This window comes from Brevibacillus sp. NRRL NRS-603 (assembly GCF_003013445.1).
GTDB lineage: Bacteria > Bacillota > Bacilli > Brevibacillales > Brevibacillaceae > Brevibacillus > Brevibacillus formosus.
This window is the reverse complement of the sequence record NZ_PXZN01000002.1, coordinates 60826-86540: the sequence shown is the minus strand read 5'-3', so window position 1 is coordinate 86540 and position 25715 is coordinate 60826. Positions and strand designations below refer to the sequence as shown.

Annotated in this window: 27 protein-coding genes and 1 pseudogene; 12 read left to right on the top strand and 16 right to left on the bottom strand. The window is 47.9% G+C overall.

Annotation, left to right across the window (positions count from 1 at the left end; all coding sequences use genetic code 11):
* Window positions 1–235 precede the first annotated feature (235 nt).
* From C7R94_RS00720 to C7R94_RS00710, 3 genes are all read right to left on the bottom strand, one after another.
* Window positions 236–1339: a citrate synthase/methylcitrate synthase gene (locus C7R94_RS00720; RefSeq protein WP_047073898.1), complete on the bottom strand. Its 1104-nt coding sequence runs from the start codon at window positions 1337–1339 to the stop codon at window positions 236–238.
* Between the two features lie 98 nt (window positions 1340–1437).
* Window positions 1438–2526, bottom strand: coding sequence for a DUF418 domain-containing protein (locus C7R94_RS00715; protein ID WP_233220435.1), 1089 nt, complete (start codon window positions 2524–2526; stop codon window positions 1438–1440).
* A 97-nt stretch (window positions 2527–2623) separates the two neighbouring features.
* Entirely contained in the window at window positions 2624–3538 is a 915-nt protein-coding gene (locus tag C7R94_RS00710) for a LysR family transcriptional regulator (RefSeq protein ID WP_106778043.1), read from the bottom strand.
* Between the two features lie 214 nt (window positions 3539–3752).
* Here C7R94_RS00710 and C7R94_RS00705 point away from each other — a divergent pair, with 214 nt between their 5' ends.
* Window positions 3753–5402 carry a DUF6583 family protein gene (locus C7R94_RS00705; RefSeq protein WP_106778042.1) on the top strand — a complete coding sequence of 550 codons (1650 nt, stop codon included), beginning with the start codon at window positions 3753–3755 and terminating at the stop codon, window positions 5400–5402.
* Window positions 5403–5555: 153 nt separating this feature from the next.
* Here the strand turns inward: C7R94_RS00705 and C7R94_RS00700 are convergent, their stop codons facing one another.
* From C7R94_RS00700 to C7R94_RS00690, 3 genes are all read right to left on the bottom strand, one after another.
* On the bottom strand, window positions 5556–5990 hold the full coding sequence (locus C7R94_RS00700) for a metal-dependent hydrolase (protein ID WP_047073891.1): 435 nt from the start codon (window positions 5988–5990) through the stop codon (window positions 5556–5558).
* 89 nt (window positions 5991–6079) lie between these two features.
* On the bottom strand, window positions 6080–6442 hold the full coding sequence (locus tag C7R94_RS00695) for a cupin (protein WP_106778041.1): 363 nt from the start codon (window positions 6440–6442) through the stop codon (window positions 6080–6082).
* 342 nt (window positions 6443–6784) lie between these two features.
* Window positions 6785–8470, bottom strand: a complete 1686-nt coding sequence (locus C7R94_RS00690) for a methyl-accepting chemotaxis protein (RefSeq protein ID WP_106778040.1) — start codon at window positions 8468–8470, stop codon at window positions 6785–6787.
* 194 nt (window positions 8471–8664) lie between these two features.
* On the opposite strand from C7R94_RS00690, the gene C7R94_RS00685 reads away from it, so the two are divergent.
* The 3 genes from C7R94_RS00685 (at window position 8665) to C7R94_RS00675 (ending at window position 10222) form a co-directional block, all read left to right on the top strand.
* Window positions 8665–8871: a hypothetical protein gene (locus C7R94_RS00685; RefSeq protein ID WP_106778039.1), complete on the top strand. Its 207-nt coding sequence runs from the start codon at window positions 8665–8667 to the stop codon at window positions 8869–8871.
* The gene (locus C7R94_RS00680) at window positions 8868–9485 is read left to right on the top strand and encodes a hypothetical protein (protein ID WP_106778038.1); all 618 of its coding nucleotides are present in this window, start codon (window positions 8868–8870) and stop codon (window positions 9483–9485) included. The genes C7R94_RS00685 and C7R94_RS00680 overlap by 4 nt, the downstream gene beginning before the upstream one ends.
* Window positions 9486–9586: 101 nt before the next feature.
* Window positions 9587–10222 (top strand): hypothetical protein, encoded by a 636-nt coding sequence (locus C7R94_RS00675; RefSeq protein ID WP_106778037.1) that lies wholly within the window; start codon window positions 9587–9589, stop codon window positions 10220–10222.
* A 69-nt stretch (window positions 10223–10291) separates the two neighbouring features.
* Here C7R94_RS00675 and C7R94_RS00670 read toward each other — a convergent pair whose 3' ends face one another.
* The 5 genes from C7R94_RS00670 to C7R94_RS00650 form a co-directional block, all read right to left on the bottom strand.
* Entirely contained in the window at window positions 10292–11305 is a 1014-nt protein-coding gene (locus tag C7R94_RS00670; RefSeq protein WP_106778036.1) for an NAD-dependent epimerase/dehydratase family protein, read from the bottom strand.
* A gap of 16 nt (window positions 11306–11321) precedes the next feature.
* Entirely contained in the window at window positions 11322–11903 is a 582-nt protein-coding gene (gene clpP, locus C7R94_RS00665) for an ATP-dependent Clp endopeptidase proteolytic subunit ClpP (protein ID WP_106778035.1), read from the bottom strand.
* Window positions 11904–11938: 35 nt separating this feature from the next.
* Window positions 11939–12196: a hypothetical protein gene (locus C7R94_RS00660; protein ID WP_106778034.1), complete on the bottom strand. Its 258-nt coding sequence runs from the start codon at window positions 12194–12196 to the stop codon at window positions 11939–11941.
* The gene (locus tag C7R94_RS00655; RefSeq protein ID WP_007726169.1) at window positions 12193–12786 is read right to left on the bottom strand and encodes a winged helix-turn-helix domain-containing protein; all 594 of its coding nucleotides are present in this window, start codon (window positions 12784–12786) and stop codon (window positions 12193–12195) included. Before C7R94_RS00655 ends, C7R94_RS00660 begins: the two co-directional genes overlap by 4 nt.
* A 149-nt stretch (window positions 12787–12935) precedes the next feature.
* Window positions 12936–13694 carry an MBL fold metallo-hydrolase gene (locus C7R94_RS00650; RefSeq protein ID WP_106778033.1) on the bottom strand — a complete coding sequence of 253 codons (759 nt, stop codon included), beginning with the start codon at window positions 13692–13694 and terminating at the stop codon, window positions 12936–12938.
* 118 nt (window positions 13695–13812) lie between these two features.
* Between C7R94_RS00650 and C7R94_RS00645 the strand changes: the two genes are divergently transcribed.
* From C7R94_RS00645 to C7R94_RS30795, 3 genes are all read left to right on the top strand, one after another.
* Window positions 13813–14226, top strand: coding sequence for an Lrp/AsnC family transcriptional regulator (locus C7R94_RS00645; protein WP_047073880.1), 414 nt, complete (start codon window positions 13813–13815; stop codon window positions 14224–14226).
* Between the two features lie 98 nt (window positions 14227–14324).
* Complete coding sequence (locus C7R94_RS00640) at window positions 14325–14615, top strand: hypothetical protein (protein WP_106778032.1); 291 nt, start codon at window positions 14325–14327, stop codon at window positions 14613–14615.
* 26 nt (window positions 14616–14641) lie between these two features.
* Window positions 14642–14776, top strand: a complete 135-nt coding sequence (locus C7R94_RS30795; RefSeq protein ID WP_255322514.1) for a hypothetical protein — start codon at window positions 14642–14644, stop codon at window positions 14774–14776.
* A 50-nt stretch (window positions 14777–14826) separates the two neighbouring features.
* Here C7R94_RS30795 and C7R94_RS00635 read toward each other — a convergent pair.
* Window positions 14827–15175, bottom strand: a pseudogene (locus C7R94_RS00635) (cupin domain-containing protein).
* A gap of 229 nt (window positions 15176–15404) precedes the next feature.
* On the opposite strand from C7R94_RS00635, the gene C7R94_RS00630 reads away from it, so the two are divergent.
* Window positions 15405–16568 carry a cation:proton antiporter gene (locus C7R94_RS00630; protein WP_047073876.1) on the top strand — a complete coding sequence of 388 codons (1164 nt, stop codon included), beginning with the start codon at window positions 15405–15407 and terminating at the stop codon, window positions 16566–16568.
* A gap of 93 nt (window positions 16569–16661) precedes the next feature.
* Window positions 16662–17795 (top strand): glycerate kinase, encoded by a 1134-nt coding sequence (locus tag C7R94_RS00625; RefSeq protein WP_106778031.1) that lies wholly within the window; start codon window positions 16662–16664, stop codon window positions 17793–17795.
* A gap of 11 nt (window positions 17796–17806) precedes the next feature.
* Here C7R94_RS00625 and C7R94_RS00620 read toward each other — a convergent pair whose 3' ends face one another.
* The 4 genes from C7R94_RS00620 to C7R94_RS00605 all read right to left on the bottom strand — a co-directional run bounded on the left by C7R94_RS00620 (window position 17807) and on the right by C7R94_RS00605 (window position 21888).
* A complete protein-coding gene (locus C7R94_RS00620; protein WP_106778030.1) occupies window positions 17807–19216 on the bottom strand; it encodes a glycosyltransferase family 4 protein in 1410 nt (469 codons plus the stop codon).
* A 132-nt stretch (window positions 19217–19348) separates the two neighbouring features.
* Window positions 19349–19498, bottom strand: a complete 150-nt coding sequence (gene rpmG, locus C7R94_RS00615; RefSeq protein ID WP_047073870.1) for a 50S ribosomal protein L33 — start codon at window positions 19496–19498, stop codon at window positions 19349–19351.
* 24 nt (window positions 19499–19522) lie between these two features.
* On the bottom strand, window positions 19523–20737 hold the full coding sequence (locus C7R94_RS00610) for a GTP-binding protein (protein ID WP_106778029.1): 1215 nt from the start codon (window positions 20735–20737) through the stop codon (window positions 19523–19525).
* Between the two features lie 194 nt (window positions 20738–20931).
* On the bottom strand, window positions 20932–21888 hold the full coding sequence (locus tag C7R94_RS00605) for a hypothetical protein (protein ID WP_106778028.1): 957 nt from the start codon (window positions 21886–21888) through the stop codon (window positions 20932–20934).
* A gap of 254 nt (window positions 21889–22142) precedes the next feature.
* On the opposite strand from C7R94_RS00605, the gene C7R94_RS00600 reads away from it, so the two are divergent.
* The 3 genes from C7R94_RS00600 to C7R94_RS00590 are packed head-to-tail and all read left to right on the top strand — an operon-like array spanning window position 22143 to window position 25633.
* Complete coding sequence (locus C7R94_RS00600; protein WP_106778070.1) at window positions 22143–23507, top strand: hypothetical protein; 1365 nt, start codon at window positions 22143–22145, stop codon at window positions 23505–23507.
* 37 nt (window positions 23508–23544) lie between these two features.
* Window positions 23545–24252: a response regulator transcription factor gene (locus C7R94_RS00595; protein ID WP_106778027.1), complete on the top strand. Its 708-nt coding sequence runs from the start codon at window positions 23545–23547 to the stop codon at window positions 24250–24252.
* Window positions 24239–25633 (top strand): sensor histidine kinase, encoded by a 1395-nt coding sequence (locus C7R94_RS00590; protein WP_233220434.1) that lies wholly within the window; start codon window positions 24239–24241, stop codon window positions 25631–25633. Before C7R94_RS00595 ends, C7R94_RS00590 begins: the two co-directional genes overlap by 14 nt.
* Window positions 25634–25715: the final 82 nt, after the last annotated feature.

Sequence of the window (25715 nt, the reverse complement as noted above, 5' to 3'; positions counted from 1 at the left end):
GAGTCCTACCAAGCGGAGAAGGGATTCGCGGGCAAAAGAAACGCAACCGTGCCCTCGCGACGAAGCGGCTACCACTTTTGCGTTTCCCCGCGAATCCCTTCGGAGCGGACAGTCTCAGCCCTCAGCGGGACGGAGCCTGGAGCGTAGACTGGAAATATTCTTCTCTTCACCACAGCGATTTTCTATGTAAAAAAGCCATCCGCATAACGGATAGCTTTTATAATTAACGTCTTTATTATTCTGGCATCGTGCCAATGTAATTGGATTGCGGGCGAATAATGCGGTTTTTGCCTGCCTGCTCCAGAATGTGCGCACTCCAACCGACCACACGGCTCACGGCAAATGTCGGCGTAAACAAATTGTCGTCCAAACCAACTGCGCGCATGACAGCTGCGGCAAAAAACTCTACGTTTGTATTCAGCTTGCGGCCTGGTTTGTACTCTTCCAGCAGCTGCAAGCCTACTTTTTCTACATGTGTCGCCAGATCGAACCACGGATCGTTGGACGACAGCTCGGATGCAACGACGCGCAGAGCAGTTGCACGCGGATCAATCGTTTTATAGACACGGTGTCCGAAGCCCATCAAACGTCCGCCGCTCTCCAGCTTGTTGCGCAACCACGGCTCTGCATTTTCCTTCGTGCCGATCGCCTCGATCATCTCCGTCACTTCAGATGGTGCTCCACCATGCAATGGCCCTTTCAAGGTTCCAATTGCTGCCGTAATGGAAGAAATCAGATCGGATTCAGTCGAGCTGACGACACGACCGGAGAATGTGGATGCATTCATGCCATGCTCCTGCGTCAAAATCAGGTACGCATCCAGTGCACGTACGTGTGCCGCTTTCGGCTTTTCGCCCTTGAGCATATACAGATAGTTCGCTGTATGATCCAACTCCGGATTTGGTGCCAGAGGCTCGCGGCCCTCCAGACAAGCGAAGCGATACGCAACGATTGTCGGCATCTTGGCAGCCAGCGCAATCACCTCATCGATGGTTGGCGGGAAGCCGTGCGAGGAACTGCCCAGCGCCGAAACACCTGTACGCAGGACACTCATCATATCTACATCTGCCGGGATCAGCTTCAGGATTCCTTTTACGTGCTCCGGCAGCTCACGGTTTGCTTTGAGCTTATCTTTTAAATCCGTCAACTCCTGCTCGCTTGGCAAATGTCCGAACCAGAGCAGGTGTGCCACTTCCTCAAATGTGTGGTGAATAGCCAAATCACGCGCCCAATGACCGCGGTACACCAGCAGTCCATTAATCCCATCCACCAAACTGAGGTCTGTTTCTGCTACGGCGATACCATCCAAGCCGATAGCCAAAGGATGTTGTTTTGTCATGAACACCACTCCCTTTTCATCTCTTTTCTCTTCAGTATATCGATTCATAATCGTGAAGGGAAATAGAAGAAAAACGGGGTTTTGATCACATTTTACAATCAGTTAGCAGGAGCTGGAACTGCCTTTTTTTTACGTCCGTACGTCAGGAAGCGCCACAGCTTTTCCATCGGCCCTCGATTAAATCGCTTCAGCCACAGCCAGCTTGCGAGTAATTGAAACGCATAGATCGGCAGCGCGAGCAAAAACCAAGAAGAGAGCGGCATGGCTGTAATACCGAACAAAGGAATCAAAATGGTCATGATGACTGTCTGACCCAAATAAGTCGATAACCCCATTTGTCCCGTGTAGGCAAATGGCTGGAGAACTTTCCGTACCGGCTCACGATCCAGCAACAGAAACAAGCTGGCAATCAAGCACAGCGCCATAGGCAGCGTACTCAGATCAACCAGTATTTTATTCACCTGTTCAAGCTTTGAACCAAAGACGACACCGCTAGCCCACACAATCCCTGCTGCGATCGGAAGACTGATTGCCAGAGTAGTAACAGCGACTCGTTTCAACAACGGTTTATGCTCGCGAATTTGAGCAATCAAACCGCGTTTTCCCGCATACAAACCAAACAGGAACATCACAAAGATCGGTATCAATGTCGTCTGGAGTGATGCTACAAACGGATAGACTTCTTGACCATTGATCGTCTGTACAAGTGCCACGCCTTGAGTGAGCATGTACACTCCTCCCAGACTGGCTGCCCATGCTAGAATCGTAGATGACTTTCTTCGATAAAATGGCATCAGTAAAAAGCCGAGAAGCGCGTACACTGTCAAAATATCACCAAACCAAAGAACCACGTGAATGACACCAATAGCAAACATCGCGAACAACCGTCTGCTGAAGAGACGAAATACTTTTTGTCCACGCTGTTCAGCACGTGACATAAAAATGTAAAAACCTAAGCCAAACAGAAACGAAAAGATCCCGAAAAATTTCGTCTGAATGAATAAATCATAGCTCAAGCGAATCCACGCATCGATCCCGGCCTCTATTGGCATAGAAACGTCTTCCGAATACATGATAAAGCTTGGCAAGTTCACCAGCAAAATCCCGAACAATGCCAATCCCCTTACAATATCAATAGAATAAATCCGATCCTTCTGTGTGATTGGTTCAGCCTGCATATTCGTCATTCCCTCCTGCTGTCTTTAAGCAGGGTTCAGTGTAGCATACATATACTCATCAAAACTATCGATCCACCTTACCTCTACCTTACAGGCTTGTTATCTTTTATGTCCGACCACCCGACTGAACAAGCGGCATCGGTGGGTACAAGGAATGCAAGATTTCCATAAAATGCTGCGCTGGCTCGCTAATCCCTGCTTTCGGTACGAGCAAATAAGAAGCAACCTTCGGTAACACGAGGCCAGGTGTGGGCAGTTCAATAAAGCGGTTTTCAAACAAATCCCGATCGACAGCCGTCCGAGGCAAAAAAGAAACGCCCAACCCATCCTCGATGAATCGCTTTGTAATGTCTACCTGCGAAACAGCCATCGTACGCAAGGAAAGCCCCCTCTGACGCAAAAGCAACAGCAACTCATCCCAGTAGCCCGGGTGATTATGGGTCAGCAGACGATTCGATTGCACCTCTTGCTCCCAATCAGGCAAGGGTGCCTCCATATCTCCGCCGCTATGAGGAACGGCAAAAACAATAGGATCTTCGTACAAAAGATAAGTAGACAACTGGAATTCTCCCGGCACCATCCGGGTTAAGCCCAGATCAGCCTGTCCATTTTGAACCAGCGGGCCAATTTCCACGGAGTCAACAATTTTAATCGAGATATCTACATCGGGATAGAGCTTGGTGTAACGGTGCAGCAAATGGGAAAAACGAGCACGGGCGATAATCGGGGAAACAGCCAGTTGAAGCTTTTCCCGATATCCTTGTCTCCAAGCCTGCAAGTCCTCCATACTGTTATGCCACTGTTGGAGGAGTCCTTTTGCATGTGGCAAGTAGCGTTTACCCGCAGCCGTTAACCGAACGCGCTTGCCGACCCGTTCAAACAGCTTGATCCCCAATTCCTTTTCCAATTGTCGTATATGTTGGCTGACAGTAGGCTGCGCAATGAACAACGCTTCTGCTGTCTGGTGAAAATTTTCTGTCGTGGCCGCCACCATAAACGTTTGCAGCACGCGAAAATCCACATGATCTCCCCCCTGCTGTCGCTTTTTCTTTGTTCTATATGCATACAAAAGGAGGAAGAATGCAACTTTTTGGGTCTTTCTTCCTCATTTTTGAAGAAATTTACTGGAAACCGTTCCCCTTCTTACTCCTTATGGTACAATACAAAATCGAGTGCGCAAAATCATTACGCACATTGGATTCAGCGAAGAGAGAGAGCAAAAGGGGAGAGAAAAGATGGAAACTGCAACAAACGTGAACCCACCGCGCAAGAGCAAGAAAAAAGCATGGCTGATCGCGGGGGCAGCGGCTGTCGTTGTGCTGGGTGGTTTAGGAACCGCTTATGCCAAGTACGATTTGTTTAAGAGTGCAAAAACGATTTACCTGCAAGCGGAAGCGGAGAGCATGATGAAGTTTTCTAGCGACGCATCCAAAGCTTACGGGGAATACCAAGACTACATGAAGCCGTACCTGGAAAAACCAGTTCACTCCACCACTGAGTTGAGTGAAATTGCCCTAGACGCAACTATCCCAGACCCGCAAGCACAAAAAATTCTCGACATGCTGGGCAAAGCGAAGTTCGTGATGCAAAGCAACATCGATGAACAGAAAAATCAACAATCGGGGAACCTGGAAGTTCACCTGCAAGATAAAAAGCTGGCAACTCTTGAGTACTTCATGAATGATTCTGTTATGGGCTTCAAGCTGCCAGAGTTTTACTCTAAATACGCTTATATGGACCTGAAAGATCGCGATGCACTTAAGGAAAAGCTGGGCGGCGAGGAACTGCCGAAGCGCTTCGTAAGCTATAGCGATTTAAATGAAGCGATCAATTTTAACCAAGATGAACTCAAAACGGTCATGACTCCGTATGCCTTGCTGTATGCTGACAGCATCAAAGACAGCCAGGTAAGCATCAAAAAAGACGTTTCCTTCTCTGAAGAAGGACTCAAGGCTGATGCACGAGAGATCACCGTTACTTTCAGCGATCAAGAAGGCGCGGCTCTGGCGAAGCAAATTGCAGAAAAAGCAAAAGCAGACCAGAAGCTGTTTGACCTGATTTACAGCCGCTACCACAATGTAGCTACCCTGATGCTCGACAGCGGCTACAAAGTAGAAGAAATCAGCAAAGAAGAATTCAAGAAAAATTACGAGCAAGCCTTCGATGATATCATCAAGGATACAGAAGATACTGACGCCAAATCAACTGATCAATTGAGAATGGTCGTGCTCGTGGATGGCGATCATCAAATCTTGTCCCGCAAGCTCTTGCTCGATGAGAAAGAGCAAAAAGATCAACTGGTCTACAGCAGTGTTTCTTACGATAAAGGCGCTGAAACGTACTACCGTTACTCCCTGCACAACCCGTCTGATCAGCAAAGTGGTGAAATGTCCTTCACTTACAGAGCGACAGAAGAAAAAGACAAGACAAAGGGCAAGTTCAGCATCCTGATGAAAGAGACCGACCAGCCAATTCTGGACCTCTCGACTACTTTCGAGACAACCAAGCAAGACAAGAAAACAACCGGAAACTATGACTTTGCACTCGTCGTGGCAGACGAATACTCCTCCGACCCTGTTGCTCTTACCGGTAATGTTACCGTGAACGAGACGAAGACGGACAATGGTGTAGATTCTGATGGCACGGTAAAAGTGAACTTCTCGAACCCTACTCCAGATATGCCAAAAGGCTTTAGCTTCAAGCTGAAGTCTAAAGCAGAATTCGGCAAGGCACTGGAAATTCCAGCTATGACTGCTGACAACTCCATCAATTTCGCTAAGGCAACCGACCAGCAAATGATGGAAGCGCAACAAGAAGTCATGCAAAACGCAGACAAATTCATGAATGAAAACGCTGAGCTCGTACAACAGTTCATGATGCCTTAATTGTTTCGCGATAAGAAAAATCTGCTCATAATAGCTACTAGCAAGCTGGCATCGGTTCTAAATCGATGTCAGCTTTTTTATTTAAATTACGGTTTGATCTAAATATTCTGACTGCATTTAATAGAGAGACCTCCTGAGGGAGGTCCATTCTGCTTACTGATAACCTTTGATCACAATATACACAATCGCTACATAAAACACGATTCGATCCACAGTCCGATACATCGACTTGGACACCGGAATGCCGAGCCAGCCCACTCGCAACGGCCACAATAACTGAATACGTCCCACCAGCATATCGCTGATCAGATGGGACAAAATTCCCCAAAGTCCTGCCATGGCAGCCAAAGAATCGCCGAACAGCAGGAACGGAAGGAATAAAATCACCCAGGAATGTGTAACCGTACGATGGCCGAATCCTTTTTGCAGCATTTTGGACAAAGGTCCCATCAAGTTTCCGAGCTTGCTATTTGCTTGATCGATATCGGGTACAAGTGCCATCGTTGCACCAATGACACTGCCCTTCCACGAAGGATAGGCGCAGTAGCCTGCAATGGCACCGAGTACCATATGTGTTTTCCATGTCATTTGCCTTTCACACCGTCTTTCTTGGGTAATCTGGGGAGCTTATGTACGGTTGGTGGAATGGCAAACCAATACCATCATACATACAGGCGTTACGTCTCCAACAAGGACATGAAGCTCTCCGGATCGAGCCCATCTCCTTCGATTACAATGGCTGTCATTCCGGTTTCACTGCCTGATTCGTGCCCTTCACCCGTGATCCAGAATGCCGCCTGACCACTCTGGATCGGGATACGCTCTGTACCTTCACCGCGTACCCAGCCCTCACCGTTCACGACAAGAAAAAGCTGAGAGCAAGTGGCCGGATGATAACCGACAATCCCGCCTGCTTCCAAATGGATACATCCTATCGAAACGGAATCAGGTGTGCGGATAACACGAGAAATCGTCGCCTGGACGGAATGATAGCGATCAATCGTTTTGCCTACTTGCTGATCAAATCGAAATCGTTTCATACTTTCCCCTCCACCTTTTGACGCGTAAGCCTTATCATAGCGCAACTAGAGAGGCTGTGACAGACTCATCTTCCACGATTACTGCCGAAACCAAATATTTTTGTAGTCGACAAATACCAAGCGCATTCAACGAAACACCAGTCAGAAACGAATGGTGCATCGGCGAGGTTTGGGAGGGAGGATTGACATGGCGATTCACCTCCCCACAGGAAGAGTTTACCACAACAGGAACGTATGTTCTATAAATTATTGAGAAATTTAACAGCGGAAGTGGGGAATCTCGTAAAAACACCCCTCAGAATCATTGTATCGATTCTAAGGGGTGTTTCCTGTGACGAAGCTTTATACCTTGAAATGACCTATCAGCTTTTCCAAATCATCCGCGAGACTCGCCAGCGAAGCAGCGGAGGAGTAAATTTCCTCCATCGAGGCAAGCTGTTCTTCTGTAGCAGACGAGACTCCCACCGACAGAGAGACAGCCGATTGCGCGACAGTGGCGATCATCTGCATCGATTGTCCGACCTTGCCTGTACTTTCCGTAAGGGTATGTGCAGAAGTCGATACTTCTTGAATCTCATTCGTCACGCCCACTACAGCATCACGAATCTGAGAGAACGCTTCTCCTGCTCTTGCGACGCCCCCCATCCCGTCTGCTACTTCTTGAGAGCCTTTTTCCATCGTGAGAACCGCTTCGTTTGTCTCCATCTGGATCGACGCTACCAATTGGGAAATTTCTTGTGCCGATGCAGATGCCTGCTCTGCCAGCTTTCGCACTTCATCCGCCACGACAGCAAAGCCTCTGCCATGCTCGCCCGCCCTCGCCGCTTCGATGGCGGCATTCAATGCCAAGAGATTCGTCTGACTTGAAATTTGCGTAATGACTTCAACGATTTGACCGATTTGCTCGGAGCGTTTTCCCAAGCCACCTACCAGTGCAGTCAAATGCTCCATCGTTTCTCCAATCCCGTTCATCTGGGATACCGACTGCTGGATGGTTCGATCCCCCTCTGTCGCCAGCTCTGAGGTACTGGCAGCCGCAGCAGACACGCTTTGCGCACGTGCCGCAATTTTTTCAATGCCTGCGGATATTTCTTCGACTTCCTGCTGACTCTCCTCTACGTTTTGGGATTGCCTATCCGTTCCTTCCGTCATTTCCTGGATCGTGATGGCGATCTGTTCCGTAGCTTGGCTCGTTTGCTTCGAGCTCGCTGTCAGTTGTTCAGCCGCGGCTGCAACCTGCTGGGCATGCCCGCGAACCTGAGAAATCAGCTCTCGTAAATTGGCTAGCATCCGGTTGAATGAGCCTGCCAACTGTCCAATCTCGTCTTTGGTAAAGACGGTCAACTCTTGCGTCAAATCTCCTTTTCCGTCAGCGATATCATGAAACTGTTTGTTCACCCGATGCAGGGGTACCACAATGGAGCGAATCAGAAGACCGCCAACCACAATCGCGACGAGAATCCCCACTACATTAAAAAACAACTGGATCATGGCCGTAATTTCTTCGTTCTTCGCCATCTCCTGTTGATCTGCTTCAATTTCATTACGCACCTCTTCGACCAATCGACTCACAACCGAATCCAGTTCTTTTCTCGATTGCCGCTCCTGGCCGAAATGCTGAGCGATGGCTTCTTCACGCAGTCCATTATCCTGTGCCTCTACCACTTTATGACTCGACTCCAGAAAGGACTTGTATAGTCTCTTTGCCTCCTCCATTTCTTCACGATGGTGAGAAGACTCAAGAGAACTGTTCATTTTGGCAAACAGGCTGTCCACCTTCGCTGCCTTTTCCTTCAATTCCATCCGAAATTCTTCATCGCCCGTTAACAAGTAGGCTCGTTCGTCATTATTTCGACCTGTCATGATAAACTGCATTTCACGCAGGTCCGTCAATAATTTTTCCTCTTCGATGATTTCTTTGTAGGATGCCTTCATTGCTAGCATTTGCAGGTGCATATACGTACCTGAACCGAACATGACTGCCAATATGACACCAAAAGCCAGGATGATTTTTGTTCTGATTTTCACAAGATGTGCCTCCCGTCATCTGATACTTTTGTTCATACCCGGCTCCTCCTTCATTCAAACAATTTGATGTGCAAACAAAAACCCGCCAGATTAAATTGAAGTTATTTTTGTATTTTTCAAAAAATCTTGAACAAACAATCAAGTAATAGTAGAATACAAAACGATGTATATACCATAATTAGGGAGGTGAGTTAATGTTAGGTAATTTATCTAAAATAATTACACCTCTTGCACTTTCAATGTCATTGCTCACTGTTCCAAGTATGGCTTTTGCTGAAAAAGTTGATGCAAAATACGAGAAAGCAGTAAAACAAGAAAAACTTGAAAAACTTAACGAAAAATTAGATTACTTACGAGAGCAAGTAAGAAAAACGAAAGATTTTGATAAGGCAAGGCAATGAAAATAACAATAGAAAAATACAATAATTTGAAGGTAGTAAATTCAGATGGTGAAGATGGAACACCGATCAATGCATTATCTAACGAGGAAGGATGGATAACATTTACTGATAGAATTGTTTACGATGATGAAAGTGATCAATATGTGTTTGTTGGATATTGGGAGTGGGATGAAAATGAAGGTTTTGTCGGACGTGAACCATACGATTTCGTAGGTGTTTATACAGATAATAAAAGAAGTATGCCAATCGACGTTGATGGGGTTGTCATCCAAGGGTGGAATGGTTTGGGTGATGAAGAAGCTTTCTTCGATACAAGAACTGATAAAAAACGTGGTAAGGTGGCGTTAGCAAAACGCGCTACGGACGCAGGTGTTGGCTTTTGGATTAATGATCGATATGTTACAAATGGCACGATAACCGCTGTACTTGAAAAAGTTACAACAAACAAAAAAGAGCGAGTCTATTTACAATATGACCATTCTTGGACAAGCACTTCAATTACTGGGATAGGTGGTAACGTATCAGGTGGCGGTGGAGGTTTTAATATAACATGGAACACGGGTGTGAAGTATTTAAATACACTCACCTCTACAGGTGAATATTGGAAAGGGTAATGTTAAAATTTGGGTGTCCCCCTTTATGGTGGACACCTGTTTTCTTAATTAAGTAGGAAGATTCAGTCTTTAATATATAATTAAATAAAGGGGCGGTAATAATGAAAAAGATACTAATCATGCTATCCTTGATGCTAGTGTTGGTGACCTCCGGATGCAATAAAGGTGCAGCCGACATCAGTGAAGATGAAATCCGAATGGTTGCATACACCTACTCAGAAAATGTATTCAATAACTATAGATACGTAGGATCTATCAGTGATTTTTTAGGTAATGCCAATGGAGAAGAAATCACATTGGAATCACTTCAAATGTATGTTAGTGGATATAAACAAGGAAATGGCAGGAAAAAAATTTATGAAAGTGTAGAAAATATCATCTCGCTCTACTTTGCAAAACACTACAATGAACAAACCATCGCAAAATTATTTGACACGAATCGCAAATTAACCCAACTAACAAGGCAGCTTAATGATTTATTGACAGAAGAACATATAGCAACTGAACTTACCGCAAATGAAATCATTGAGCTAAGAGAGCGAATTGACGATCTACTCATCTATGTATACCCTGAGCAAGAGCAAGATGAGACAGGTATAAATCTATACACATTAATTACGAAACCTGAAACATTACTTGAAAAGCATACCGTTGCGGATATAGATATCTTTTTTATGAATGTTAACAACGCTATGGAGCAATTGAACAATTCCATAGAACAAATAGATAAAACTTAATCCACTAAACACGTTCGTGTGCAGAAAAAACCGCCAGGCAAATTCCTGACGGTTCAAACATTCGGTACGCTAAACTCCGAGCTTCGCAGCCACTTTATCCTCAATGCTGTATTCAATTCCTTGCAAAACGTTCTCAGGAGGATGATCAATCTCCCATGCAATCGTACGTCGCATAGACTCCTCTGCGGTTGTTTGTTCTGTATACCCCAGCTCTCGCCTGATTTTTGCAGTATCCAGTTGAACATGCTGCCTCGTTTCGATTTGTGGGACCCACTCATTTGGCAACTCAGTAGAAAGCGCTGTAACCACTTTGCCATTCCAACCATAAACGCTGCCGATTCGTTCAATCCACTCTCGCATCGACAAGCATGGCTCTTCTGCTACGTGGTAAATCTGATTCCTCGCTCGTTCGTCAGTAGCCACCAGGCAAATGGCATGCGCGATGTCTTCTACGTAGCTGCGTGCACAGCGCCAAGAAGCAAAGCCTTCTTCGAGCAAAATAAACGGACGTCCGTCACGCATCTGCTGAAGGTACGGATGGACGCGATGCTGGTAATCATGTGGGCCATACACCATCGGCAGGCGCAAAATCGTGCCTGGCAGACTCTGCTGCCCCATCACGACTCGCTCCACGAGTACCTTGTCATAAAATTCGCGGTCTGGTCTGGCCCCTCGGAACGGATAGCGCCTCTCGCAAAGCGGAGACTGCTCCGTAAGCGGCTCAGTCGTAATCGGACCGGATTCGATCTTGTTCACCCGCCCGAACGCCTGATACACATCACAGCTGCTGATCGCTACGACACGGCCTGCTATATCCTGAAACGTTTCTATCAGCAGACGGGCATCTGCTTCTGAGTAAGGAAACAGATCAATGACGGCATCGGGAGCAAAAGAACGAAAGGCCTCCCGGTATTCACCGAGCCGGGCACGATCTCCCGTGATAGAAACGACACCCTGTGGAAGAGAGGCTGCGCCGAGGGTAATCCCCCTATTAAATACAGCAACCTCATGACCTGCTTCTGCCAAGCGCTTCACTGCATGTGGACCGATAAAACGCGTTCCCCCCAAAAATAGGATCTTCACCCCGGCACCCCCATCTCTACAATTTTTCGATCACTTTATCAATCAAGCCGTATTCAAGCGCCTCTGTGGCTGTAAGGAAATAGTCGCGGTCTGCATCTTTTTCGATTTGCTCGACTGTCTTTCCCGTACGCTCTGCGATGATCGTATACAGCATGTTACGATGTCGTATAATACGGTCTGCTGCAATCTTGATATCGCTCGCCTGTCCTTGACTGCCTCCCCACGGCTGGTGGAGCATGACTTCTGCATTGGGCAGCGCGTACCTTTTGCCCGGCGCTCCTGCTACGAGAAGCATCGCGCCCATGGACGCTGCCATCCCTGTGCAGATCGTGGACACATCAGGCGCAATGAAACTCATTGTATCAATAATCGCCATCCCTGCTGTGACAGAGCCTCCGGGCGAATTGATATAAAGGTGAATGTCTTTTTTCGGGTCTTCTGCTGCCAGAAACAGCAACTGAGCTACAACTGCATTGGCTACCTGATCATCGATGGCACTCCCGAGAAAAATGATGCGATCCTTCAACAACCGGGAGTAAATGTCATAGGACCTCTCTCCATAACTCGTTTGCTCGACTACTACCGGAATGAGATTCATGAAAAACCCTCCTTCGCTTGTTTACGCTCCGTTTTTTACGCGGCCATCCGCATGCTGATTGCTTGTGGAACTGCCACTGATTTTTTGTTAAATCCAGATGAAACCTGCGTCACCACTGTCGGATTACTCTCCGGACCCACTGACCATGTCTGAACAGCCGCTTCTCTTTCGACAGCAACCCCATTTCCGTTTCGGACAGGCATGGCAATGACCTGATCGGTTTGAGGCTGGACTCGACTTTCCCAAACGATTACAGGTTTGGACTTGGTTGACTCCATAGCTTGTGCCTTCATGCCTCGTCTCCTCCTTGTTTTGGATATACAGCGAGAACCACCTGATACGTCTCTTGTCCCTTTTCTTTTGGCTGATACTTCGCCACAAGCTGATTCACCAGTTGGACGTATTCCTCTACAAAAGCACTGCGCTGTTCCGCACTGGCTAGCTGAATGCTCGCATTCAATGAGGCGCTCGGAACCTCCACCTCTTGATCGGAGCGCTCCAGCAAGAGCATGGCATCTCGCTTGATTCGTTCTGCTGTCTGGACCAGATGAGACAACGACCCTTGATCCTTCATTTGCTGAACGGTATCATTGCCCCAGTTCAGTCCTTCCGAGAGCACATATGTCCGCGCAATCGCCAAATAAAGCACCTCGACGAGATTGCGCACCTGTCGACTCCCTACCCGCCGGACCAATCCGACTTTTTCCAAGGCCTTCAAGTGATAATTGACACGCTGCGGGATTTCATTGATACCACGTGCGACTTCTGCTGCCGAAGCAGGCTCTGCCAAACGGCTTAAAATCTCGGCACGGAGCGGGTTCAATAGCGCCATCGCCTGTTCCGGCTTCTCGACTACATATGTTTCCAGTTGTTCGTGCGCCACAACAACACCTCATGACATTAATCATTTACGTAAAAATAGTTTATTACGTTCGTTTTTGTTTGTCAAATGATGGTTAAGCCTATTTTTCGACAACGTCAAAAGCCCCGCTATGACTGCGGAGCTTTGTTTTTCATTACTATTCGGTTCGCTCAATGAAAAGAGATGATTTCGCCATCCTGCGGAGCATGTACGCGGCCTGACAGCTGTTTTTCCTGCAAGCATTCATTCAATTCCTGGCGGCTGAGCAAGCAATGGTTCCACGTCTCCATGTGGGCAACGAGGATACGGCTGTCGGGCGCGGCATTTGCGACATGGACGATATCCTCCTTCGTCATCGTGATCGTGTCTCCCGTCAAGAACTGGGCTGCACCTGCGAAAACAACGATCGCATCCGGACGATACTCAACAATGGCCTGCTCTACTTCCTCACACCAAATCGTATCCCCCGCCACATACAGCGTCGGCTCACCACCCCGCTCCAAGACAAAGCCAGATACTGGCCCCATCTGCTGTCCAATTTCCCCTGTTCCGTGTTGACCACCTGTTCGATGCAAGTGAACACCTTGCCATGTATACTCCTCTTCGATGGCAATGACTTGTTCGAAGCCATGCTGCACCAGCTTATCCAGATCTGGTGGCTGGCAAAATACAGGCAAATGCTTCGGGAGAAGGCGGATGGCCGCCTCATCGAGATGATCGAAATGGGTATGCGTCACCAAGAGGGCGTCCACCCCAGCGAGTACCTCCTTCACGGATATGGGCAATTCTACTCCTGGATTTGGGCGCTGATTCGGCGTATTTGGTACTGCTGGCATTTCGCCCTTGGAGCTAAACATCGGATCGACCAAAAATGTCAGCCCTGCATATTCCAAGCGCAAGGTAGCATGTCGTATAAGCTGAATCTGCATGTCATTTCTTCCTTTCCTCGCTATCGTTATAATGGATGTACGTTTATTGTATAGGACCGTAAACAGTTGCCGCGAAACGATTGCTGGCTACCCACTTTCGCCGTGAAAGGAGATACGCATGCTAGATCAAATTGATCTCTCCATCCTTGCCTTGCTACGAAAAAACAGCCGCTTGCAGTGGAAGGACATCGGTGAACAGGTCCATCTAAGCGGTCAAGCCGTCGGCAACCGCATTAGACGAATGGAGGAGCAAGGGATTATTCAAGGCTACACAACGCTCATTGATGAAGCCAAAATCGCCCCTTTCCTCACTGCTCTGGTCACTATGTTCATGACCACTACCGATCATTCTCTCTTTACTCGTTTTATCAAAAGTCGCAGCGAGATCGTCGAAGCGCATCGCATTAGCGGAGAAGGCTGCTATACCTTGGTGGTGCATGTCCCAGATCAAGAGGCCCTCAATCATTTTTTAGATGCCCTGCTTCCTTTTGGGAACTACCGTGTCAATCTATCGATTAACAAATTGAAATAGTTGGTAGTTTGACACTTTATCCGCTCTCATGATTTTTCAAGATTGCACGATTTTGTGAACAAGAGTAGAATGATGAATACGAAAGGAGGAGAATCGCCATGGAAGATATGCTGTTGCTGCTGCTTTCGCTGGAAGAATTCTTCGCCTTGGTCGCGCTTTTTGTAGGATGCTTCACTTCTGCTTTTTGTCTCAGACAGTGTTGCCTGCAAAACCGGGCCCTACCTCAGAACGTCACGGATATGTACCGACCTTCCATTAACACGTTGTTGGTTGAGACTTATCCAATGGCGGCAAGGCAACCGCAGCGCCTTCGCTTATTCAGGCGCATACAGCATACAGACAGCGAAATGGATACATATGGTTCCTTCGTTTTGGATCGCGTAGCGTAACGAACATCCAAAAGGAGGTTGATCATATGATCGCCAAATATATCGGAGAAGCTTTGTTGTTTGTAGTAGGTCTGCCAATTTTCGCTTATCAGACATTCGAAGGAATACACGCATTGGCAGATTTCTTCGCGCAAGTTTCCGATTTTACCAATTTCAAATAAGCATGACGCATAGAAAAGCCTGACCGCTTCCTTTGACGGTCAGGCTTTCTTTAATCTGCCTGGATGCGGTCTCCTCTTGTGGTCGGCTGCGAGATCACAAGAAATTCCACATCCTCTGCTCCCTCGTTTTTCATCTGGTGTTTGACTCCCGGAGGCACTTCTACCCCTTCCTTCCTGCCTGCCCAGCACATGCCGAACGCCATCCACTTCCAGCATAGCCTGTCCTGCCAGCACGAAGAAAAACTGTCGCGACCGCTCGTGATAATGACGCACTTCTGCTGTATTTCCGGGCATTCGCTCATGTATGACGCTGAGCTCTTGGCCTTTGACCAGATGCCAGCCATCGCATTGATCTCCCCAATGATAGTGCTCTGCATTCTCCTTGCTGATTTTCGCCATGCCTGCTCCTCCTCCAGTTTTTGCTCTATCTTCACACGCTGAGGAGCATTTGTCACCAAGTGTTTACTTTTTCTGCTGGCTATGTTAAAATATTTGTGTATTGCAAGTGAATATTTGATTCGTTACTGGAGGAGCCTGTCATCATAGGGTTCTTTTTGTCTTTTTTAGCTGACAAAAAGAAAGCTGTGATTGCGGGCTCTTTTTTATTTCGTAAAAAGGGGGAAACCAGATGCTTATTTTTCAGCTGGCTGTCATTTTGATCGCCTCCAAAATCGCCGGTGACATCAGTGTGAGGCTGGGACAGCCATCCGTTTTGGGGAAACTGCTCATCGGTATCGTTCTAGGTCCTACCGTTCTCGGGCTGGTCACGGACACAGAAATCCTCAAGGAAATTAGCCAAATCGGGGTTATCCTGCTCATGTTTATCGCGGGCTTGGAGACCGATATTGATGAGTTCAAACGAACCGCCAAGTCTTCAACCAGCGTAGGTGTCGCAGGGATTGTCGTGCCTCTTGCACTCGGTTATGGTGCCGGGATTGCGATTGGTCTCTCCAACATTGAAGCGATCTTCCTGGGCCTGTTGCTCTCTGCTACCAGTGTGAGTATTTCCGTACAAACATTGAAGGAATTGGGCAAGCTAAAATCAAGAGAAGGCGCAACGATCATGGGAGCTGCTGTGATTGATGACGTTTTGGTCATCCTGGCACTCGCTTTCTTGATGAGCTTTGCTGGCGGGGACGTAAATCTCGGCATGGTGATTTTGAAAAAGGTCGCGTTTTTTGCCATCGTCATCGTTCTTTCCTGGAAGGTTGTCCCTTGGGTTTTGAAAAAATTTGCTCCGTTGCAGGTTACAGAATCGGTCATTTCCGCAGCTCTCATCATCTGTTTCCTGTTCGCTTATTTTGCTGAATATACAGGGGTTGCCGCCATCATCGGTTCCTACATCGCCGGTGTTGCCATCAGCTTGACCAATTACAAGCAAGAAGTAACGCACAAGGTCGAAACCATCAGCTACGCGGTTTTCGTACCAGTGTTCTTCACCTCGATCGGGGTAACGGCACAGTTCTCTGGCATCTTGGAAAATCTCGGACTGATTGTGCTCCTGAGTGTCATCGCGATTGTTTCCAAGCTCATCGGTGGTGCTTTTGGCGCAAAAATCACAGGCTTCCCGTGGAAAAACTCGATGGCCATTGGTGCTGCCATGGTATCGCGTGGAGAAGTGGCACTCATTATCGCCGCCATTGGTTTGGAGAACAATTTGCTCACGCAAGACATGTTTGCCGTCCTGATTGTCGTCGTACTCTTGACGACCATCGTCACTCCGCCAATGATGAAAATGTTCTTCTCGAAAACATCGCAGCCAGAAGGAATGGCGTTGAAAAAGAACGCCTAAAACAACGAAGACTGTTTCTCGCCATAGACGCGGGAGACAGTCTTTTTTTACTATGGAAAAAATACCCTCTCTTCTGATAGGAGGAACACCGTCATGAAAATTGTAATCGCCCCAGATTCCTTTAAAGGCTGCCTGACTGCCAAACAAGTGGGCGAAGCCATTCGCTCAGGGATTCAACGCGCACTCCCGCAAAGTGAACTCATCGTGAAACCGATGGCTGACGGCGGTGAAGGTACTATGCAATGCTTGGTCGATGCCACAGATGGCAGAATACTGACCGCCACCGTAAAAAACCCGCTCGGACAGGACATTTGTGCTGAATTCGGCATTTTGGGTGACGGTGTAACCTGTGTGATCGAAATGGCTGCTGCATCTGGCCTTTACTTGATTTCTACCGAGGAACGCAACCCGTTTGTCACGACGACCTATGGCTTTGGTCAGTTGATTACGGCCGGGCTGGATAAAGGCTGCCGCAAGTTCATCCTGGGATTGGGTGGCAGTGCTACCAATGACGGAGGCGCTGGCATGCTCCAAGCCCTCGGGTATGTGCTTCTCGATCAAGACGATCAGCCACTCTCTTTTGGAGGTGGTGAATTATCACGACTGAGCCGGATTGATACGAGTCAGGTTGATAAGCGGCTGGCTGACTGTCACTTCGTCATCGCGTGTGATGTCACCAATCCTTTTGTTGGACCTAATGGCGCTTCTCACGTTTTCGGCCCGCAAAAGGGAGCTACACCGGAAATGGTCCTGCAATTAGATGATCATTTGCGCCATTTCGCTGATTTGCTCGAAAAGACCCGCGGCATTGCCATTCACGATTTGCCTGGGACTGGTGCTGCGGGTGGTGTCGCTGGTGCCCTTCTCGCTTTTCTGAATGGCCAGCTGCGCTCCGGGATTGAGATTGTGATCGAGACGACCGGACTCGCGGAAGCCATGGACAAAGCCAATCTAGTGATCACAGGCGAGGGACAAGTCGATTTCCAGACTGCCCAAGGAAAGACGCCATGCGGAGTTGCCCAAGTCGCGCAACGATACGGCATTCCCGTCATCGTCCTCGCTGGTTCCATTGGAAATGGCATCGACACCCTTTATGAAAAAGGAGTTTCTGCCGTTGTCAGCATCACCAACAAGCCGATGACCCTAGATCAATCGATGCGCGAAGCCGCCTCGCTCTTGGAGCAGACAGCCGAACAGGTTATGCGGATTTATAGCTTGAAATCCTGATAGCCCTCTTGTTAACCGTATATGAGTGCATCGACAAGCCTCTGATAGCCGATATCGGAAAAGAAATCGAAAGTGGCTTCGGCGGAGTCATTACTCCCATCGGACTCGTCATCATTTTCTGTATACAGATCAGCAAAATTTTGGAAAACCCCGCTACTGGTGATGCTTTGGGTGTCATCATCAAAGGAACTCCAATCGTGGACGATGTCAAATGGTTGCGGGATGGCAGGCTCCTCTTTCATTTGCTCCGGCTGGACGCCTTGCTCGGTACCATGGCAATCAGCAGTGGTGCAATGATATTCATTTTGGGGCTCATCCTGTTGTATAGCTTTTTCAGATTCATAAATGTGGTTGAGTCTATCGGCTGTTGCACGCCAACTGAATTTCTCCAAGGCAATTTGACGAGCTTCTTGCTTCATTTTCATATACAGTGGCTTATTCATGATTAGCGAACAGATCGCATCGGCGAAGGCTTGCGGATCTTTATATTGCTTGATCAGCAAGCCAGAACGGCCATGCTGAATCACTTCTTTTATTCCCCCGTTTTTGGAGGCAACGACTGGCAATCCAGAAGACATCGCTTCGACGTTAACAAGGCCGAACGATTCATGCTTTTGGGAAGGACAAATGAACAAATCGGCTTTTCTGAAAACGCGATGGATACGACAATGGGGGACCGTGCCTAGAAATTCCGCATGTACGCCAAATTTACGAGAGAGTGCCTGCAATTGCCTTGCATATTTACTTGTTGATGATCCTCCTGCAATCATTACTTTGACAGGTTGGGGTACCTGTTTATTCACGAGCTTGACTGCTTGAAGCAATACGGGAACGCCTTTGCGCGGAATAAGCCTGCCTGCGAACAATAAGGTGAAGGCACGGGGGTGAGAGGTTTTTTGAATAGGGGAAAAACGAGATGTATCAACGCCAAGCCATGCAACCCGAATTTTTTTCGACACACTGGGAAACCGAGCAGAAAGCCGACTTTCAAGCGAGGAGCTGTTTGTGATAATCAAGTCTGCTTTTCGCAACCCGGCCAAAGTCTCTGCCCGGCTGGTTTGGGGAAAGTTTACAAAGGTCAGCGAGTGAAGATATAAGGACACAGTAGCTTTCGGAAACATCGCTTTAATCGAACTGACGAACTCCGGACGGTTATCAATTTGCAAAACGTCAAATCGGCGTTTGTTCAGGATTTTTATCACATGGGTCAAATATTTCGCAGGACTGCCGGTAGGAACTCGATAGATGCGCACCCCGTCGATAACAGAAAACTTCGGATAACGAGGATGCGCTCTGCTGATGATCGAGACCGAGTGCCACTTACTCAATTCTTTGGCGATCGCCAGAATCGTTATTTCGACGGACCCCCCAAGAATGGGGGGAACGGGAATTTGCTCGGGGGCGATGATCACGATTTTCATACCGATCCCTCTCCTGTTTAAGAGCTAGGACTTGCAGAGAATTCTTCATTCAATAGACACAAGTACATTTTATGTTTTGGTGATAAGAAGGTGTTGGGCACGGAGCCTATGGCCTTCAAACATTTTTTGGAATCACTTTGTTTCCCTATGAAGGGTATAGCGCTTTAAACGCGGGGAGTATTTTTTTAGTTCCAATCGCTCGGGATGATTCCGCTTGTTTTTGGTTGTGATATAGTTGCGGTCTCCTGTTTCAGTGCATTGCAGGGTTACATTCACTCGCATAGATGTCAGCCTCCTCTTTTTTGGTTACAATGTCGTCTCAATAACAGCATCTGCTGTCGGGAGGGGGTCGGGCAGCTTACTCCAGTCCGCCTCGTATTCCTCATCGTTCAGGAGACATGCATCGAGATGCTTCACGATTTGCTCCTGATTCAGATCGATCCCGATAAAGACGAGCTCTGTGGTTCGATCTCCATGTACGGGATGCCATGTTTGCTGCCAGTCCGGCTCCTCTACCAGAATGGCTTGTTGCTCATCTGCCGATAATGCTGCTGTCCAATAGCCTGCCGTTCCGATTTCGATAGATGGTCCCGCCTGACTGAGCGTCATCGCCACGTCATTTCGTGTCGCCAACCAGAAAAAGCCTTTGGCACGCACGACTTCCTCTGGCCAATCCTCCAGCCACTTCTCAAAACGGGCTGGATGAAACGGCCTGCGACTGCGATAAACGAAGGAGGAAATTCCGTACTCGTCCGTCTCAGGTGTATGCACTTCCTTTTGCAGCTCAGCAATCCATCCCGCTGATTGACTGGCAGTCTCGAAGTCGAACAGATGGGTATTCAAAATTTCTTGCGGGTCCACCTGCCCACGAACAGCGCGGATAAAGCGAGCATTTGGCTGTAGCCTGCGCAGAACCGCTTCCAGCTGGATTAAATCGTCTGGAGCGACGCGATCGCATTTGTTCAGAATCAACACATCACAGAATTCAATTTGGTCGATCAAAAGATCCGCGACCTCACGGGAATCCTCTTCGCCAACTGCCTGCCCTCTGTCCAAAAGGTTTTCGCCAGACGAAAAGTCATGCCAGAAACGGTACGCATCCACTACGGTCACCATCGTGTCCAAGCGGCACAGGGATGATAAATTGATTCCATTTTCTTCGTCTACGTATGTGAAAGTCTGGGCGACAGGAACCGGCTCGCCTACTCCGGTTGATTCAATCAGTATGTAGTCATACCGTCCCTCCAAAGCCAGACGCTCTACCTCCGTCAGCAAATCCTCTCGCAAGGTGCAGCAAATGCAGCCATTTGACAGCTCCACAACCTTTTCGTCCACGCGTGAAAGACCACCGCCCGAGAGAATAAGAGAGGCGTCTACGTTCACTTCGCTCAAATCGTTAACAATCACGGCGACTCGTAGTCCGTCCCGATTGTTCAGGACATGGTTCAGTAGCGTCGTTTTGCCCGCTCCCAAGTACCCGCTCAGGACTGTGACGGGGATTTTATTTTCAATCATGTTCATGCTAGGTTCTCCTTTTCAGCTTTCTCAAAACGTAATAATTACGATTTGTTGGTTATCATAACGCATCAAAATATCCAAAGTCAATACAAAGCGTAATTATTACGATTTAATAAACCGACGACTAATGCCTGCAAATTACTCATAAAAAAATCAGCCAGATTTCACTCTGACTGATTTCCTCCACGCCTACTCCACTATTGTTTTTTCGCCTTATTCATCCCAACTGCTTCACCATAAACCCCAATGATTGGCTGGTACGCCTGACGATCATTCAATTTCTCCTGCTCGACGACTGGCTGCAGGCGATTTTCTTTCCACGTAAGCTGACTGTACACATGACCTGTCGCAGTCGGCATCGTGACGAGGATGTCTTTTACCTGATCTGCATTGCCATCTGTGATGGTGAGCTTCGGAAGAATACCACTGTCACGTTTTCCTACAGGGGTAGACATCTGCTGATTGTTCTTCCCTTCACGAACCACGAGACGCAGGTTATGGGCCGTCTGATTCATCGATACGCCCATCTTATCCCCTATAAGAAAAATGTGATCCTTGATGTTGTCTCCGGTCACGTCTGCATACTTCGTATCAAGGACAAAGGTACTATCGCTGCCCATATTGAAGCCGCTATTAATCCTCACATCTGGCGACGGCACATTGTCCCAGTCTGCTTTTTGAACCGTTACCTGTAAAAGCTGCGGCTTTTTGTCGACGATGTTCCACACACTGGTCACCACTGCCAATCGATCCTCCGTGTTCAGCCCATACAAGGTTTGCTTGCCCATGTAACGCAGGTTGCCTTTCGTATCCCGGAACGGCACCAGCTCCGCAAGCTTTTGCGTATATCCATTGGTTTCCTTTTGCAGCTTTCCATTGGCATGATAAATCCCTTGCTTCACGTACGTAGCCTTATTGTCCGATATATCTACTGTACTCGTCGCTTTTGTTTTTGTGTTCGTTACCTTTGCTACAAATCCATCGACAAATTGTATGGTGAACGGGATATTTTGCTCTGGTTGCAATAAGACTACTGGCGCGAACGCTTGCGATTGGGTGCCGCTCGCTTGAACCGGGTCAGCCCCAACGCCCGATGCCATGAGAACCGCGCCGCTGCAAAGAACTGCCGCCATCGTTTTGTGCCATGGTTTCATCCTATTCTCCTCCTTCGTATAGATAACACCCAACTCCTATCCTACATTTTTAAACGAATTTGCTAGGTAAATTGTTGCTAGTAAAATGTTCCCTGTTCTCTCGCACTTTTTTCCTGTATAAGGTAGCTTAGAGCATGTTCGCTCGTTCTTGAAAAGCTCGAAAACGGGTTTTTTTACCGTTTTGCAACAATTTTGCGGGATGGGCAAGCTACAATATAGTCAAATGGATGCAGCAACAGAAAGGAACATTTGAAATGAAAAAGGCTTGGCTCGTAACGACAGCACTCTGCGCTTCGCTTGTTAGCGGTTGCGGACTCACAGATACACCCAATGAATTGATGCGCGCCCCGTCAGCAGACGGCGATCAGAAGTCGATCAATCAGGCCGTCATGCAATTTTTGCCGGCTGGGTCACAATTATCTGTTCCTCTTCATCCCGCAGAAGCCAGTGCCGTCTCCCTACAGGATCTAAACGGGGATGGGGTTGCAGAGGTCGTCGCTTTTTACAAAACCGAAAAAACCGATTATGAAATCGGTGTGCTTGTGCTTACCCAAAAGCAGGGAAACTGGGAAAAGCTCTCCTCCTTTACTGGCGTCGGCAGCGAATTGGATTACGTCTCTTTTCAAGATCTCACAGGGGACAAAATTCCGGAAATGCTGATTGGAATGGGAGGCGGCGAAGATTTGAACAAAGAGCTCTCCGTTTATTCGCTAGCGAATAATATGACTCAGGAATTGATGAAGCAGCCCTATTCCATTATGGCCGTAGGCGATTTGACAGGAGATGATCATGCGGATCTCGCTCTCGTTGTTCTCGATAAAAATAACTTCACATCCAAAGCCGAGCTGTATGGGGCGGCGAACGGCACAATCGCAAAAAAGACGGAGCTAGCCCTTGACGGATATGTGAATGGTTACTATCAGGCTATCATCGGAAAAGCATCGCCAACCCGAAACGGACTATTTATTGATGCCGGTTTAGGTGCTCACTCTGCTTCCACTGAACTACTCCTCTGGGACAATGGACAACTGTTCAACCCTTTGGCCAAAATAGAAGGAGAGATGGACCTGACCTTCAAGCCTTATTCTTTGGAAAGTGAAGATATCAACGATGATGGCATCATCGAGATCGGCACGAAAATACAACCTGCTGGGACAGAGGATTTGGCCATGGCAGAAATCCCTTGGGTCTCCTCCTACTTCCAATGGGACGGGAAAACGGGCTTGAAACACATCGAGGACCATTATCAAAATTATACACAGGGCTTTGACCTCAAGATTCCGGCAAACTGGGGCGAAAAGTACACCATCTCCATCAACCATGATACGAATCCACTTCTCGTCCGATTCCAATATTACGGTGCAAATGGAAAAAATAAGGCAGAATTACTAACACTGCAAAGCATTCCACAAAACGAATGGATCAAATTTGAAAGCGGATTGAAGCAAAAGCAAGTTCCCTACATTTTGCTGAAGGAAGAGGGAAAACAAGTCTTGATCGCCATTTTACCGCAAACGACACCTACCCTTGGAAAGGCTGCTCTCGCAGAATATCGATCGATGCAGCTTACCGCAGAGGAGGTTCGTCAGCTCTACAAACCGGTGACGAACCGGGAATAAAGTGAAATAGTAAATCCTTATCAAGGAGATTTGCCCTATGAAGGTTCTATTACTGGAAGACGAGAAATCCATCCGCGATTTTGTGCGCATCAATCTCAAGCGCGAGGGCTATGAGGTAATCGAGGCTGGGACCGGAGAAGAGGCACTTGATCTCGCCGATCAACAATCGAACATCGTCATTGCAATTCTCGACGTCATGCTCCCCGGCATTGATGGCTTCGAAGTATGCGGGCAGCTGCGAAAAAAATATCCGCGCCTTGGGATCATTATGCTCACGGCCAAAAGCCAAGAGCTGGACAAAGTCATGGGTCTTGAATTCGGGGCGGATGATTACGTCTCCAAGCCATTTAGCCCTGCGGAATTGCTGGCCCGTGTCAAAGCGTTGCACCGCAGATTGACACCGATTCCTGAGGCTGAGGACAAAAATGAAATTAACATTGCCCCCTTCACGCTGCTGCTCGATGAACGCAAGCTGACTCGGGCGGAACAAGAAATTGACCTCACGCCAAAAGAATTTGCCATCATCAAATTACTTGCAGAAAATGCGAACAAAGCCATCAGTCGCGACGAGATTTTGACAGCAGTTTGGGGTCAATTTTTTGTCGGGGACTTAAAAATCGTTGATGTGAATATCCGCCGAATCCGGCAAAAAATCGAGGATGATCCGGCTCATCCAGCTTTTCTGGAGACAGTCTGGGGGTATGGCTACCTGTGGCGAAAGGACGTCCCAGATGAAAGGCATTAAGAGTAGGCTGGTTCTTCATTTCGGCCTGATCCTCCTTCTGATCGTACTGCTCCTGGAAGGACTGTTTTACTGGGCCGTTCATACGTATTACATCGGGACTGCGACCGAAGCATTAGTGACCCGCAGCACGACCTTCACCAATTTTATTAACAAGTACGCCACTGGCTATCGGCTAAAAGACAAAGCACGCTACATTTTGGAGAATGTTTCGAATCAGGAATACGCCAAAATTGAGGTCTTGGACCCAGGAGGAAAAGTCATTCTCAATTCCTACGGCTTTCAGACCAGCGAGATCATCAATACTCCTGACGTCATGGATGCCCTCAAGGGGCAAAGTGGTCTGTACATTGGGAAAAGTCCACAGTCCCGAGAGCGTGTCATCGCGGTGTCCAATCCGCTTACGTACAGCGGAGAATTTGTAGGCGTTCTGCGGTATACCATCTCCGCTGAACCGCTCTATCAAGCAGTAAATCGCATTGCCTTGTACGGCGCTGGCGTTGGGGCAAGCGTAGTCGTCCTCGCTTTTGCACTCAGCCTGCTCATGGCAAAACGAATCGTCGACCCTATCGAAGAATTAACGAATGCGGCCAAACAAATGGCGGAAGGAAATTTCGCTGTCCGCGCGCCAAAACGATTCGATGATGAGGTAGGAACCCTTGCAGATACTTTCAATTACATGGCAATGGAGATCGGGAAAAACGAAAAGCTGAAAAATGACTTCATCTCTTCTGTCTCCCATGAGCTGCGAACCCCACTTACGTCGATTAAAGGGTGGGGTGAAACACTCATCTCAGGTGGTTTGGAAGAGCCTGAAGAGACGATGCTCGGTTTGGAAGTCATCTCCAAGGAGACAGATCGTTTGATCGGGCTCGTCGAGGAATTGCTCGATTTCTCGAAGTTTCAATCCGGTGAAATGAAATTGTCTCGTGAAGGTATGGATATCCGGGAGCTTCTCCAAGATTTGCATCTTCAATTTTCAGTCCGTGCCAACGCGAAACAAATCGAGTTGAAACTGGAGACTCCCCCTACCCCACTTATGGTTATGGGAGACCCGAATCGGCTGAAGCAAGTATTTGTGAATCTATTGGACAACGCGTTGAAATTCACGCCACAAAAAGGTTCGATCGTCATCGCAGCTTCCTTGTCAGGCGATAGGCTCCTTGTCACCGTCACGGATACTGGTGAAGGCATTAACTCGGAAGACCTGCCGCATGTTACAGAAAAGTTTTTCAAGGGACGCTCCAAGCTCTCTGGCAGTGGTCTGGGATTGGCGATCTGCAAAGAGATCATTCAACTCCATGCCGGACGGTTTTCGGTCAGCAGCGCACTTGGTCAAGGAACATCGATTATGGTGGATTTACCGTTGCTGGCGAATCAATAAGGCAGGAAGAACGGGTAGCTCTCCTGGGGAAGATATGAAAAAAACTCACCCTGCCCTCATTAGCATGAGGCGTGGATGAGTT